The organism is Phytopseudomonas punonensis, assembly GCF_900142655.1.
GTDB lineage: Bacteria > Pseudomonadota > Gammaproteobacteria > Pseudomonadales > Pseudomonadaceae > Aquipseudomonas > Aquipseudomonas punonensis.
This window is the reverse complement of the sequence record NZ_FRBQ01000002.1, coordinates 194,918-209,027: the sequence shown is the minus strand read 5'-3', so window position 1 is coordinate 209,027 and position 14,110 is coordinate 194,918. Positions and strand designations below refer to the sequence as shown.

Here is a 14,110-nt window from a genome sequence, read left to right as displayed (position 1 = left end):
ACACATCAGATTTGGTTAGCGTAGCAGGCGGCACGCGCCTTGCTACGAACCAGACATGAATGCACAAATGACAATTATCCGACGCGCGATGGCCAAGAGCCTTCGTTGCCTGGCAGTTTTACCTGCTTTAATGGCGCTCGGCTATAGCACGCTGACAACTGCTTCGGTCACCCTGCCCGATCAGCTTATCGGCGAGACCCAGCGCTTTCTTGAGCAGGCAGTCACAGACTATTTGCAACGCAGCAACATTCAGGCTCGACACGAGGTTCAGATCAACCGTTTGGACCCTCGTCTAAGGCTGCCTTTATGTGATCAAGCATTGACCACAACCCTGGAAACCCCAACCGAGCCAGTTGGCCGGGTAACCATGCGGGTACGCTGCGACGGTGCCGCGCCCTGGACAGTATTCGTGCCTGGCCAGGTGCGCCTCTACCGAGAAGTGGTTACCGTAGTGCACCCCGTCAAACGCGAAGGCGTGCTCGGCGAATCAGATCTGGCGCTGGCCGAGCGCGATGTCGGCCTGCTCAACCAAGGCTATATGACGGACATGGAGCAAGCGGTCGGCAGAAAGACCACCCGCCCTTTACTGCCGGATCAGGTATTGTCGCCTACGTTTATTCGCCAGGCAGAAGTCATTCGTCGCGGCGATCAGGTAGTGATCAGCGCGCGCAGTGGTGGCATAAACGTGCGCATGCCCGGTGAAGCCCTTTCCGACGGCACCGTGGGAAAACAGATCAGCGTGCGTAACCTAGGCTCGCAACGCGTAGTTCGGGCTCGGGTGATCGGTCCGGGTCAAGTGGAAGTATCGATGTAACCTCTGCAAAGCCGGTAGACTGGCTGACGGGTGAGCAAGGCTGTTTTAGACTGTGCAAGCGACGCATTTTTTTGCCTAAAGTTTTTCCGGGCACAGCCGACACACTAGGCAAGCGTCCACACACCGTTAGAGGTTTTGCATCATGGTTATCGACTTCAACCGACTCAACAGCACCACGCCAGCCAGCACCACACGTGCGGGTAGCACTCAGGGCGGCAAGAACGAAGCCATCGACAACAAGGCTGCTGGCGGCGATGCAGCCGCTCAGAAAGCAGCTGCAGGCAGCAAGAGCGGCGAGTCCGTTCAACTGAGCAGCGAAGCGCAGCAATTGCAAAAAACCGTCGATAAGCTGCGCGATCAGCCAGCTGTCGATTCAGATCGAGTAGCCAAGCTGAAGCAAGCAGTTGCTGACGGCAGCTATCAAGTCGACAGTAAACGCGTCGCCAGCAAGCTGCTCGATTTCGAATCCCAGCGCTAGTCATCAGGCTCGCACTGGGTGTTGGACGCCCGGAAACCGCTTTGACGTTTGCCTGCACATGCGACAGGTAGACTTAAGCAGGTTTCGCCCCAGAGAGCCCGAATGATGAACGCCACGCCCCTGCTCGACCTGTTCAATGAAGATATCGGCCATGCAGAGCAGTTGCTTGAGCTGGTCGAAGCCGAATACCAAGCGCTCAGTGAACATGACCTGACGCGACTGCAAGAGATCCTGGCTGGCAAGCAACCGCTGCTCGCCACTCTTGATCAGCACGGCAAGACTCGCACCCGGATGTTGGCAAATCTGAATCTGAGCCCAGACCGTGTAGGACTGCAGGCATTAGCTGAACGCGTGGATAACGGTAGCGCCTTGCTAGAGGCGAGCGCGCAACTGAGCGACCTGCTCGAGCGCTGCCAGAGCGCTAACTTGCGTAACGGCCGAATTATCCGTACCAGTCAGAAATCCACGGCAAGCATGCTCGAAATATTACGCGGTAATGAAACGCCGTCGCTCTATGACAGCAGCGGTGGTACAGCTAAAATCGGCAGCAAGCGCCCGCTCAGCCAGGCCTGACATAACGACAAGATGCACGGCAATGCAGCCCAATCGCACTGCCGGATGCAGCAGTACCTTGCCCCGGAGATCACTGGACCGTGTCCAACCCCTTCGCTCAGGACAGTGGCCCGCAACCTCCCAAAGTGCTCAAGGCACCCGTGGAGATCATTGCCAACCTGCGCCTCCTGCAACAGAACCATGATCCATTGACTCTCACTTTCTCGGAGCGCAATCAGCGCTTTCAGAGCTATGTGATCGAGATCGACCGCGAGCGCAACCTGCTGATCCTCGACGAAATGATCCCGAGTGACGGCGAGCGCTATCTGCAAAATGGCGAATCCTTTAGCGTCGAGGCATTTCACGATGGTGTTCGTATCGCCTGGGATTGCCCTACAGGCATGCGAACCGACGAATACCAGGGTGAGCGCTGCTACATCGGAACGATCCCCGAGCAAGTGCTCTATCACCAGCGGCGCAATGCCTTTCGAGCCGCCCTCAAGCAATCTGAGCAGGTCAAGATCGAGCTCAGCGGCGACCGCTTGCGCACACCGCTGCAGGGTTTGATGCTGGATATATCCGCATCAGGCTGCAAGATTCGCATGCCGGGCGATACCAGCAAACAGCTGCAGCCAGGGCAAATTTACGAAGGCTTCTGCGCACTGCTACCGGTAGGCAAGCTGGAGACGGCCATCGAGCTGCGCCACACACGTTATGACGACAAGCTCGACGTGACCTTTGCGGGCCTGCATTTCGCTAACCTCAGCGGCTTACAACAACGCCTGATCGAGCGCTTTGTTTACCAGCTACAGCGCGAAGCCCGTCGTTTCGAAAGCGACACTTTTCTCTAGTCGCTCAAGCATCACGCCTGAGGAGCCGCTGCTGGCGACTCTGACGCTTGCTCTTCGCCCTCAGCGTGCTCAGTTGCCACGGGGTCCTGCATTTGCTCCTGCACATCCTGCTCATCGACACGCGGATCTAGCGCAGCAATCAATGGTGAGGCCGTCATGTTTACGGGCATGGCCACGTGATGGAGCGGCGCATCGTCGACCTGATGAAGATGGGTAACGATGTTCGAACGCACACGCCAGACCAGAAACAGGCCGCATATGCAGAAGAATGCGTAGAGCATATTGGCGCCGAAGAAGCGCATCAGTACGCCGACCAGCAGTGGCCCGATACAGGCCCCTACCCCGAATGTCACCAGCAGCATCGCGGTAAGCGATACCCGTCGATCAGTCTCTACGTGGTCATTCGCGAATGCCACAGCCAGCGGGTACAGGCTGAATTGCAGCATGCTGACGATGAACCCAACCGAAATCAGCAATAACAGTGGCGCCTCGGACAATATCGCCAAAGGTGCAGCAACCAGCACCATGGCCGCCGACATGCCTCTTATCAGCTTGACCCTGTCGAAGCGATCCGAGAGCCAGCCAAGCGGGGCCTGAACGATCAGGCCAGCAAGGATGCAGCAACCCATGAAGATACCGACCTGCTCGGTGGCCAAGCCCATCTCCGCGGCATACAACGGCGCCAAACCGTAAAAGGAGCCGATCATTAAGCCGGCGACACCAATGGTGGTCAATGACAGCGGTACGCGCTGGAAGAAGAATCGCATTTCCAGCGGAGCAGGACGCAGCGGTGCCGGGTGTAGACGGCGGGTCAGCGCCACAGGCACCAGGCATAGGGCAAACGCCAACGCTACCAGCATCAACAGCTCAAGCCCGAGCGTCGGATGCACCACCAGCACCAGCTGGCCCAGCACCAAGCCTAGGTAAGAAGCGGCCATGTAGCCGGCGAACACCAGACCTCGCTGCTTGGTTTCCGCCTGCTCGTTGAGCCAGCTCTCGATCACCATGTACTGACACATCATGCCCAGGCCCACCAGCACACGCAGTACCAGCCATGCAGGCAGCCAGTCAAGCAAGCCATGACCGAGAACTGCCGCCGTCACCACGCCAGCACAGGCCACGTAAGCGCGTATATGACCCACGCGGGCGATCAGGCGATGACCGATTTTGCCACCAAGTACCAGGCCGAAATAGTTAGCCGCCATCAGCGCACCAGCCCATACCCCCTCACCAGACTCTGCCAGGCGCAGTGCCAGATAGGTACTCAGTAGGCCGGAGCCCAGCAGCATCAGGACAGTGGCGATATATAGAGAACTGAAGGATTTCCAGATCAAGCGCATGGGACTGCAACGACTCCTTGTACCCGCTACAAGAACAGGCCTGTATTCGATTTGCGACGCCAGTTGGCAAGCCTACCTAACTGCCGCAGTGCCATATTGATAATGCACAACCGGGACAGTTCACTCATTCCGAGACACCCGCCATACCGCCGGGCCACTCAGCTATCACGGGTACCTTCCAGCGCTGTCAACCGCGCCTCCAAATACGCTATACGGGCTTCGAGTGCTTCCAGGCGCTCTGCCGAGCTACTTGATGAAGGCTCCTGGCGCTGTGCACGATCATTCAGCTGCGCTTGCAATTGCTCGGGGTCACCGAGCAAGTGAGCGTAGCGATCCTCACGCTGGCCAGCCTGTCGACCACTCAGCGCTACCAATTGGCGGCCCATCAGCCTTTCAAGATGATGCTGCACTTGCTGCGCGTCGTCGAAGTCGTGCTGACGACTGCTGCGCGCGAGCAGCTCACCAATAGTCTGCGGCCCACGTAGCAGCAAAAGACCGAGCAATGTGACCTGAGGCGCCACCAGCTCGAGCGCCTTGTCGATTCGCTGCTCCCAGCGGTCGGCCCGGCTACCCATTACCAGCCGCACGTAACCCCGCTCTTCCAGGCTGCGCAGAGCTTGCCCAACAGCACCAGAAGTGAGGTTCATCAACGGATCACGGCTGGTTTTCTGGTTACAGGCCAGCAGCAACGCATTCAAGGTCAGCGGATAAGATTCCGGCGTCGTAGCTTGCTTTTCGATCAAGCTGCCGACGATTCGCGCTTCGACAGCGCTAAGTGGCTCAGCGCCAGGGGTGTGATCAGACTCATCGCTCATGCCGTTCACCAAGCAGGGAATTACTTCTAGGGTAGCCCGAGGCAAGACAAGTTGATACGAGCTGGGCCAATTTGATCATCGCAAGCTACTGATTCTCAAAGGACAGAAAGCCCGAACGCCGCCCAAAGACAAATGAGAAGTATTTTTATTGACAACTGATCGAGAATGACTATTATCTACATCACCAGCCGCGAGGCTGGTTTGATATCTGAATGCATCCCTGTCGGACGCTTACAGTTATCTCCTCATCAGGCTAATCACGGTTATTGACCCGGCTCTTGCCGGGTCTTTTTTTGCTTTTTATCAGGCTAACGCAAAATTGCGGCGCGCCCTGAGTGGGCCGTCGTGGTGGGATGGATCATGGCGTCCCCTGCTGGAATCGAACCAGCATCTAGCCCTTAGGAGGGGCTTATTCTATCCGTTGAACTAAGGAGACCCGTTTGATCCGGCGCCCGCTAGAGCGCCGGCCGGCATGTTAACCATCGCAATCGAATTTGTCATGCCGACTTCCTTGTTCAGGCTGCCGGCTCGAACAACCTCACCACCTGAGCGCCATTTGTCTTGAGCTGCATTTGCAACTCCTGCTCCAGCGCCCTCGCCCGCTCTACGGCTTTTTCCTTCACATGCCCATAACCACGAATCTGCTCGGGGAGTTCTGCGATGGCCAGGGCAGTTTCGTAGTTGTCGGCAGTCACCCCCTCAAGAAGCAAATTTACGCTGCGCTCGTAATCACCGATCAGCGCCCGCTCCAGCTTGCGCTCCTCGCTGTGGCCGAACGGATCCAGCCAGGTCCCTCGCAGCATGCGCAGCTTGGCCAACAGCTTGAACGCGCCTAGCATCCAGGGCCCGAACGTGCGCTTGCGTGGCTCCCCGGTGGCGCTGTCAATGCGGCTGAGCCAGGAGGGTGCGAGGTGGAACTGCAGGCGGAAATCCCCTTGAAACTGAGCATTCAGCGCACTGCTGAAGGCTTCATCGCTGTACAGCCGCGCCACTTCGTACTCGTCCTTGTACGCCAACAGCTTGAAGTAATATCGAGCGACCGCCCCAGTCAGGCGCTTTTGCGGATCGCTATCGCGCTCGCCTACCCGATTGACCAGTTGCCGGTAACGCTCAGCGTAACCAGCGTTCTGGTACGAGGTCAGGCGCGCCACACGATCTTTCACGACCTCGTCTAGCGTCCCGCAGCGTGCAGCTTGCACATCTTGTGGACGCACAAGGCGCTCAACGGCAGCTGCGTCATAGGCTGCGCGCCGCCCCCACAAGAAGGCCTGCTGATTGAACTCGACCGCCACATTGTTCAGCTCGATTGCCTTGTCGATGGCCTGCGCACTGAGCGGCACCAGGCCTTTTTGATAGGCATAGCCAAGCATGAACAGGTTGGTGGCGATGCTGTCGCCGAGCAGACGGGTAGCCAGGTGCGTGGCATTAACGAACCAGGTTTTGTCCGCGCCGACAGCATCCACCAGCGCCTGGCGCATTGCTGCTCCCGGCACCTGAGCGTCAGGGTTGCGCGTGAACTCTGCCGTGGCAGCTTCGTGATCATTGATCACCGCATGGGAAACCTGCTCATTGAGTTTCGCCAGCGCATCTTCACCAGCCGCCACCACCAGATCGCAGCCAATCAGCAGATCTGCCTCACCGGCCGCGATGCGCACGGCGTAGATATCGTCCTGCCGTGCAGCGATACGCACATGGGTATTCACCGGCCCGAACTTCTGCGCCAAGCCAGCCTGATCAAGCACTGTGCAACCTTTGCTTTCCAGGTGCGCAGCCATCCCCAACAGCGCGCCCACCGTAGTCACGCCGCTGCCACCGACACCAGGCAGCAAGATGTTCCAGGGGCGCTCGAGAGAAGGCTGACGAGGCTCCGGCAGCGCCACAAACAAAGCGCCCGACCCGACCGCCTGCGGTTGCCGCAACTGGCCACCGTGCACGGTAACGAAACTGGGACAAAAACCATCGAGACAGCTGAAATCCTTGTTGCAGGCGTTCTGATCGATTTCCCGCTTACGCCCCAGTTCGGTTTCCAGCGGCAGAACCGACAAGCAATTGGATTTCACGCTGCAGTCACCACAGCCCTCGCAGACTGCAGCATTGATAAATGCCCGCCGTGCCGGATCCACCAGCTTGCCGCGTTTGCGCCGACGGCGTTTTTCAGTAGCGCAGGTTTGGTCATAGATGATCACCGAGACGCCTTTGCACTCACGCAGTTCGCGCTGTACGGCATCGAGTTCACGGCGGTGGTGGAAGGTGGTGATCGAGGCGAAAGTCGAGCGAGTCGGGTATTTGTCGGGCTCGTCGCTGACCACCGCGATGCGCTTGACGCCTTCGGCGAATACCTGCTGGCTCAACTGATCGACCCGCAGTTCGCCGTCCACCGGCTGACCACCGGTCATGGCCACCGCGTCGTTGTAGAGAATCTTGTAAGTGATGTTCACGCCTGCGGCGACAGCGGCACGCAGGGCGAGATGCCCGGAGTGAAAGTAGGTGCCATCGCCCAGGTTCTGGAACACATGGGGCGTATCGGTAAACGGCGCCTGGCCGATCCACGTCACCCCTTCCCCACCCATTTGCGTGAAGGTGTCGGTGCTGCGATTCATCCACTGGGTCATGTAATGGCAGCCGATGCCGCCCATTGCACGACTGCCTTCGGGCACTTTGGTCGAGCTGTTGTGCGGGCAACCCGAGCAGAAATGTGGCGTGCGCACGGTGTTGTAACTGCGCGCTGCCAGAGCCTTTTCCTTGGCATCGAGAAAGCCCAGACGCGCCTCAATAACTGCACTGGTATAAATAGGTGCAAGGCGCCGGGCGATGACACGGGCGATCATTGCCGGGGTCAGCTCGCCCAGGTTCGGCAGCAGCGATTGGCCCTGCTCGTCGAACTCGCCAACCACCCTAGGGCGTTTGCCAACCGACCAGTTGTAGAGCTGTCCAGTCAGTTGATCTTCGATGATGCTGCGCTTCTCCTCGACGACCAGAATTTCATCAAGCCCCTCGGCAAAACCATGCACCGATACCGGCTCCAGGGGCCAGCTCATGCCGACTTTCAACACACGCAAACCAATCCGAGAGCAGAGGGCCTCGTCGAGGCCGAGGTCGTCCAGCGCCTGGCGTACGTCCAGATAGGATTTGCCCGTGGTGATGATCCCCAGCCGCGGATTGGGCGAATCAAGCATCACCTTGTTCAAGCCGTTGGCGCGCGCAAAAGCACGTGCGGCGTAGATCTTGTAGACGTTGAGGCGTTTCTCCTGGGCCAACGGCGGGTCCGGCCAGCGAATATGCACGCCGTCTTCGGGTAGTTCGAAATCATCGGGGATGGTGACTTGCACACGCTGCGGATCGACATCCACCACAGCCGACGAGTCGACGTTCTCGGCAATGGTCTTCAACGCAACCCAGCAGCCGCTATAGCGCGAAAGCTCCCAGCCGATGATGCCGTAATCGAGAATTTCCTGGACGTTCGCCGGGTTGAGAACCGGCATCGACGCGGCGATAAAGGCGTGCTCACTCTGGTGAGCGATGGTCGATGACTTGCAGCCATGGTCGTCGCCGGCCAGTACCAGCACACCACCATGGGGCGAGACGCCAGCAGAGTTGCCATGTTTGAAAACGTCCCCACTGCGGTCTACGCCAGGCCCCTTGCCGTACCACATGGCAAACACGCCGTCGTAGCGCGCGCCTGGGAATAGATTTGTCTGCTGGCTACCCCACACAGCCGTGGCCCCAAGCTCCTCGTTAACGCCAGGCTGAAAGTGAATGGCGTTCTGCTGAAGGAATTCGCGAGCCTCCCAGAGGCTTTTGTCCAAGCCCCCAAGCGGCGAGCCACGGTAACCAGAAATGAAACAGGCGGTATTGAGCCCCGCAGCTGTATCGCGCTGCTTTTGCAGCATGGGCAGGCGAGTGAGCGCCTGAGTACCGGTGAGATACAAATGGCCCGTGGCAAGACGATATTTGTCATCCAGGCGGATTTCGGCCAGAGACATAGGACGGCGCTCCTGTTGTTTTTATAGCGACCTGTCAGGTGGCACGGTTGGCTCCACCTGCCCGCACCCTCCAGGATCACTGGCAGGATGTGCCTTAAGCATAGACCGGAGCTCGATGATTTTTTCTTTCTAATTCATGCCAACAGTGACGATACTGCGCATGAACGTTTCAAAAATTAATAAAAATGAGAAGCGAACATGCATGAACCCTTAAGTGCCATTGATCGTCGTATTCTCCGATTACTGCAACGCAACGCCGACCTGAGCGCAGCAGAAATTGCCAAGAAGGTGGAGCTTTCTCAATCGCCATGCTGGCGACGCATCAACCGCCTGCAGGAGGAAGGCTTCATCGAACGCAAGGTGGCACTGCTTAACCCCAAGCGGCTTGGCTTCACCATCACGGTATTCGTAAGCATCAAACTGTCGGCCCACGGGCGCAGCAATCTGGATGAATTTGAACGCGCGATAACGGGCTATTCGGAGGTGATCGAGTGTTACACCATGGCCGGCAGCTCGGATTACCTGCTCAAGGTGGTAGCACGAGACATCGCCAGCTATGAGCGCTTTCTGCGTGACCAATTGCTGCAAAGACCCCACGTGCAAGAGGCCCACTCAAGCATCGCAATGAGCGAAGTCAAACGCACCACAGAGCTGCCGTTAGACTAGGCCACAGAGCCGACATTGCATTTTGCAACGCGGCAATTCGCGCACCTTGCAACATGCACGAAATTAACCCACAGATAAACTTATAAGTTATTGTTTTATAAGTATTTTTTTTGATAAAAAATCTGGCACGGGAACTGCTCTTTTCACTCGCATAGAATTCGAATGCGAGACGCCCAACATGAACACTTTCATCGCCCTGGCTACAGCCATCGCCCTGACCCTGCTAGCAGGCGCCGCATTCGCCAATTTCCAGAATACTCAGCAACAGGCCACCGCTATGCAGCTCGTGCAGCAAATGCGCGCTACGCCGGTTCAATTCGAGCATGCGACCAAGGTCGAGCCTGGTCAGTTCATCGCCAAACCGCTGACTACAAGCGATTGGCAGCCACAGCCACAACAGCGCTTCACGTTCTGAGCCCTGATCATGTGGAGCGTATTTTTCCCCGGATTCGTACTGTTGCTGGCCACCGTCACCTGCGCTGCCATCTGGTTGATCGATGGGCTTTCAGATCGAGCTCCGCCACAGGGGTCAAGCGACGACCACAATGGCCCACATGATCCGTTTTTCTAGTTGGCAGGCGTGCCACGCAAGGAGAGCATGATGTCCAAAACCGCTTTAATTTTTTTGATGATCGCCATTCTGTCGGGCGGTCTGCTCGCCGCACCGGATCAAGCGCAATGGCTCACAGCAGCTGCCAAGATTGCCTTGGCTTTCAGCAGCATTGCGCTAGCAATCGCCTTGCTGATTGGCAAGCGAGTTAAGTTCGACCCTGTTTTGCGCTGACCTACGGTTACTCAGCATCAATCTAGGGGCGCATGAGCGTTGATGTTGATAATGTCGAGCAACCGTTCGACCGTAGCGTCCAGGGAACCAGAGTTGTCGAGACGAATAATCTGCTCGCCTGCACTCAGGCTCTCTTCGCTGGCAAATAGGGCACTGCGTGCCAACCTCGCCTCGATCTGCTCAATATTTTCTCGGGCACGGCTTAACAATCTTGATCTCAAGATTTCAGGCGCGACCTCCAGGAGCACAGGAACAAGGGATGGATAACGACGCCTGGCTTCCTGTAGATATCCTCTCGAGCCATTGACGATCACCTGAACGCCACTAGAGAGCCAGGAGTCGATCTCTCTGGTAATGGCGTAATCCAGCCCATTGGCACGCCAGTGCATGGCGAACGCACCAGCCGCCAAACGAACGTCGAACTCTTCTCGCGAAACCGCGACAGCGTCCTCCCCCACTGCTTCGGCCGAGCGCGTGATCACTCGCCGGGCGACTCGACATTCTCGATCCTCAAGGCGCACAGTCACTGCCTGAAGCACACTGTCCTTGCCTGATCCCGATGGCCCCATCAGGTAAATCAGCCTGCCCTGCATCTGGATAACCTCACCTGCCCAACCGTGCATGCCAGCAATCATATCCACTTGGTGGCCTCGCACGCCCTGACCCGCGGAATACGAACCCTAAAGAACCGCATAATCGTGCAAATTGCGGCCCTCTGCCATCGACCTTAAATGAGAAACTGCGCGCAGTCAGAATCAATTCCGACAAGTTGTACTAGCAAAAAGCCGGTACGAAGACCACAATACGACATGTAATTGGCGTCAATTATCTGCTGGAAAGAAGTACGATCACCAGACAAAATGCCGACGTTGTTGAACGGCAGGCGCGAAAGATGGTCAGAAGCCTGACACTCTGTAGCTATATGCCATTACAGCTTCGTTTCCCTGAACTTATTTGGTTGATGTATGCGCCCTATGAAACAGGCTATCTACTCCAGCCGTACGGCTGACAAGTTCGTCGTTCGGTTGCCCGACGGCATGCGTGAGCGCATTGCTGACGTGGCTCGCCAACACCACCGCAGCATGAACTCCGAAATCATCGCGCGCCTGGAGCAGAGCATGCTTCAGGAGGGCGCTCTGGATGACGAGCTCGGTATCAGCCTCGACAGCCCGGAGCTTTCACTGCATGAGCGAGAGCTTTTGCAACGCTTCCGCCAGCTGTCGCGCCGCCAACAAAACGCCCTCGTTGCATTGATCGCACATGACGCAGAGATGGCCGCCGGCAACGACGACTGACTCGCTATTCAAGAAATCGCAGGCAGCGATTTTTTAGTGTCTGTGATGGCTCGCGCATGCTTGGCGACGGATAAAAAAGCATAAAAAACCGGCTCTAGGCCGGTTTTTTGCTGCCTGACATCAGGCAACTACAGCAGAAATACTGACGCCAATCCCAGGAAGATGAAGAAGCCGCCACTATCGGTCACCGCAGTGATCATCACGCTGGCGCCCATGGCGGGGTCACGCCCTATGCGCATCAGCGTCATGGGAATCAGCACACCCATCAAGGCGGCAAGCAGTAGATTGAGCGTCATCGCAGCTGTCATCACCACACCCAGCGACCAGCTGCCATACAAGCCGTAGGCCACGACGCCGATCACCCCGCCCCACACCAGACCGTTGATCAAGGCGACGCCAAGCTCCTTGCGAATCAGCCGCGAGGTATTGCCATTGCCGGTGCTGACCTGATCGAGCGCCATAGCACGCACGATCATGGTGATGGTCTGATTACCGGAGTTACCACCGATACCAGCCACGATCGGCATCAACGCCGCCAAGGCTACCAGCTTCTCGATCGAGCCCTCGAACAAACCGATGACGCGCGACGCCATGAATGCCGTGACCAGGTTAATAGCCAGCCAGGCCCAACGGTTGCGCAGCGACTTCCAGACGGAGGCGAAGATATCTTCCTCTTCACGCAGACCGGCCATGTTGAGGACTTCGCTTTCGCTCTCCTCACGAATCAGGTCGACCATCTCATCGATGGTCAGACGGCCGATGAGCTTGCCATTCTTGTCTACAACCGGCGCCGAGATCAGGTCGTAACGCTCGAACGCCTGCGCGGCATCGTAGGCATCTTCATCAGGATGGAAGCTGACCGGATCACTGGCCATGACCTCAGCGACCTGCTTCTCGGGGTCATTAACCAGCAAGCGCTTGATCGACAGCACGCCCTTGAGCACGCCGTCATAATCGACCACGAACAGCTTATCAGTATGTCCTGGAAGCTCTTTGAGGCGCCGCAGGTAACGCAATACCACCTCAAGGCTGACATCCTCACGGATAGTCACCATCTCGAAGTCCATCAGCGCACCGACCTGCTCCTCCTCGTAGGAGAGCGCAGAACGCACCCGCTCACGCTGCTGCGCGTCGAGGGTCTCCATGAGCTCGTGAACGACGTCACGCGGCAGCTCGGAGGCCAGATCCGCCAATTCGTCGGCGTCCATCTCTTTTGCTGCCGCGAGGATCTCGTGATCCTCCATATCGGCGAGCAGCGTCTCGCGCACGGCGTCCGATACTTCGAGAAGGATATCGCCGTCACGGTCAGCTTTTACCAATTGCCAGATGGCAAGGCGATCTTCGAGCGGCAAGGCTTCGAGAATGTAGGCGACGTCGGCAGAGTGAAGCTCATCGAGTTTGCGCTGCAGCTCGGCGAGATTCTGCCGGTGCACGAGACCTTCGACGCGGTCCTGGTGTTGGCCTTCCTGGCGATGAGTCAGGTCTTCGACAAGCCGATGCCGCTGCAACAGTTCGACGACCTGAGCGAGTCGATCCTGCAGGCTTTCTTGCGGCTTCTTGGCTTCTACTTCGGTCATGGCACACTCCGCCCCCAGCGGCGGCGCGCGCCAGCGAGGGTCAATCAGTCAATACGTGATTGCACACTTGGAATTCTGAGTTACTACTGGGTAAGTCCATGGAAGGGATCCACAAGCCCCGGCGGGGCTGACGGCGCGGATAATAACACGCCAATCGCCTGCGCAAATGACAAAGGCACGGCAAGACAAGCGCTTGCAGCATTTTCTTGAGCTCATTGCTACAAGCATGAGCCATAAGTTGTTACAGCCTGAGGGTAGAGACAACGGGCAGCGAGTGAGGCGTCGACTAAGCTTGCCAGGTAAACGTCAGGGAGGACGCCACCATGCACTGGACGCACTGCGCAGCCATTTGCGCTACTTTGCTCTGCCCTACCCCACTACTCGCCTCAAGCGTATTTCGCTGTGAAGACGCCAACGGCCACATTACCTTCACTCGACATGGCTGCGGCGATAGCCAGCAACAGCAAATCCAGAACACCCACAACCCAAGACCAGGGAGTGGCGCAGCCGTTCCGCTGGCGACACCGCAGGCCACTCAGAAAAGCAAAGAAACAGCTGCCACCGGAAACTCGCTGACCATAGTCGGCGGACAACAGGATGGCTGCGAGAACGCGGTCACCGGCAGCGCCAGGCGCGAAGCGATCATCAGAAAGCAGGTACGTGCCGGCATGACCCGCAGCGATGTGGAAAGCGCATTAGGTAAGCCCGAGCGCATCAGCCGCCGCAACGGTCAAACGACATACCACTACGCCAGCAAGCCCAAAGGCGAGCGGCGCACCGTAAACTTCGATCAGAACGATTGCGTCATGGGTAAACGTTAGACAAAGAAAAAGGGCCTGCATCGCTGCAGGCCCTTTTGGTATGGCGGACTCAGGAGGATTCGAACCTCCGACCGCTCGGTTCGTAGCCGAGTACTCTATCCAGCTGAGCTATGAGTCCGTTTGGCGCTTTTAGA

14 protein-coding genes and 2 tRNA genes are annotated in these 14,110 nt (G+C 57.6%); 9 read left to right on the top strand and 7 right to left on the bottom strand.

Annotated features, from left to right (window positions below; translation table 11 throughout):
• The first annotated feature begins 55 nt into the window (after window positions 1-55).
• From flgA to BUC40_RS07605, 4 genes are all read left to right on the top strand, one after another.
• Entirely contained in the window at window positions 56-814 is a 759-nt protein-coding gene (gene flgA, locus BUC40_RS07620) for a flagellar basal body P-ring formation chaperone FlgA (RefSeq protein WP_073264275.1), read from the top strand.
• 142 nt (window positions 815-956) lie between these two features.
• Window positions 957-1,292, top strand: a complete 336-nt coding sequence (gene flgM, locus BUC40_RS07615; RefSeq protein WP_073264273.1) for a flagellar biosynthesis anti-sigma factor FlgM — start codon at window positions 957-959, stop codon at window positions 1,290-1,292.
• Between the two features lie 102 nt (window positions 1,293-1,394).
• Window positions 1,395-1,865: a flagella synthesis protein FlgN gene (locus tag BUC40_RS07610; RefSeq protein WP_244160619.1), complete on the top strand. Its 471-nt coding sequence runs from the start codon at window positions 1,395-1,397 to the stop codon at window positions 1,863-1,865.
• A gap of 80 nt (window positions 1,866-1,945) precedes the next feature.
• Entirely contained in the window at window positions 1,946-2,695 is a 750-nt protein-coding gene (locus BUC40_RS07605) for a flagellar brake protein (RefSeq protein ID WP_073264271.1), read from the top strand.
• An 11-nt stretch (window positions 2,696-2,706) separates the two neighbouring features.
• On the opposite strand, the gene BUC40_RS07600 is transcribed toward BUC40_RS07605, so the two are convergent.
• From BUC40_RS07600 to BUC40_RS07585, 4 genes are all read right to left on the bottom strand, one after another.
• Window positions 2,707-4,035 (bottom strand): MFS transporter, encoded by a 1,329-nt coding sequence (locus BUC40_RS07600; protein ID WP_073264269.1) that lies wholly within the window; start codon window positions 4,033-4,035, stop codon window positions 2,707-2,709.
• Between the two features lie 158 nt (window positions 4,036-4,193).
• Entirely contained in the window at window positions 4,194-4,850 is a 657-nt protein-coding gene (locus tag BUC40_RS07595) for a YceH family protein (RefSeq protein WP_073264267.1), read from the bottom strand.
• Between the two features lie 361 nt (window positions 4,851-5,211).
• Window positions 5,212-5,286: transfer RNA gene (locus tag BUC40_RS07590), tRNA-Arg, on the bottom strand.
• 79 nt (window positions 5,287-5,365) lie between these two features.
• Window positions 5,366-8,833, bottom strand: a complete 3,468-nt coding sequence (locus BUC40_RS07585) for an indolepyruvate ferredoxin oxidoreductase family protein (protein ID WP_073264264.1) — start codon at window positions 8,831-8,833, stop codon at window positions 5,366-5,368.
• Between the two features lie 198 nt (window positions 8,834-9,031).
• Here BUC40_RS07585 and BUC40_RS07580 point away from each other — a divergent pair, with 198 nt between their 5' ends.
• The 3 genes from BUC40_RS07580 to BUC40_RS07570 all read left to right on the top strand — a co-directional run bounded on the left by BUC40_RS07580 (window position 9,032) and on the right by BUC40_RS07570 (window position 10,283).
• The gene (locus tag BUC40_RS07580) at window positions 9,032-9,499 is read left to right on the top strand and encodes an Lrp/AsnC family transcriptional regulator (RefSeq protein WP_073264262.1); all 468 of its coding nucleotides are present in this window, start codon (window positions 9,032-9,034) and stop codon (window positions 9,497-9,499) included.
• Between the two features lie 178 nt (window positions 9,500-9,677).
• Entirely contained in the window at window positions 9,678-9,914 is a 237-nt protein-coding gene (locus BUC40_RS07575; protein ID WP_073264260.1) for a hypothetical protein, read from the top strand.
• Between the two features lie 186 nt (window positions 9,915-10,100).
• Window positions 10,101-10,283 carry a PA3371 family protein gene (locus BUC40_RS07570; RefSeq protein ID WP_073264258.1) on the top strand — a complete coding sequence of 61 codons (183 nt, stop codon included), beginning with the start codon at window positions 10,101-10,103 and terminating at the stop codon, window positions 10,281-10,283.
• A 17-nt stretch (window positions 10,284-10,300) separates the two neighbouring features.
• On the opposite strand, the gene phnN is transcribed toward BUC40_RS07570, so the two are convergent.
• A complete protein-coding gene (gene phnN, locus BUC40_RS07565) occupies window positions 10,301-10,876 on the bottom strand; it encodes a phosphonate metabolism protein/1,5-bisphosphokinase (PRPP-forming) PhnN (protein ID WP_073265147.1) in 576 nt (191 codons plus the stop codon).
• Between the two features lie 372 nt (window positions 10,877-11,248).
• Here phnN and BUC40_RS07560 point away from each other — a divergent pair, with 372 nt between their 5' ends.
• Entirely contained in the window at window positions 11,249-11,578 is a 330-nt protein-coding gene (locus BUC40_RS07560) for an Arc family DNA-binding protein (protein ID WP_073264256.1), read from the top strand.
• A gap of 128 nt (window positions 11,579-11,706) precedes the next feature.
• On the opposite strand, the gene mgtE is transcribed toward BUC40_RS07560, so the two are convergent.
• Window positions 11,707-13,155 carry a magnesium transporter gene (gene mgtE / locus BUC40_RS07555; RefSeq protein WP_073264254.1) on the bottom strand — a complete coding sequence of 483 codons (1,449 nt, stop codon included), beginning with the start codon at window positions 13,153-13,155 and terminating at the stop codon, window positions 11,707-11,709.
• A gap of 323 nt (window positions 13,156-13,478) precedes the next feature.
• Here mgtE and BUC40_RS07550 point away from each other — a divergent pair, with 323 nt between their 5' ends.
• On the top strand, window positions 13,479-13,976 hold the full coding sequence (locus BUC40_RS07550; protein WP_073264252.1) for a DUF4124 domain-containing protein: 498 nt from the start codon (window positions 13,479-13,481) through the stop codon (window positions 13,974-13,976).
• Between the two features lie 41 nt (window positions 13,977-14,017).
• Here the strand turns inward: BUC40_RS07550 and BUC40_RS07545 are convergent.
• Window positions 14,018-14,094, bottom strand: a tRNA-Arg gene (locus tag BUC40_RS07545).
• Window positions 14,095-14,110: the final 16 nt, after the last annotated feature.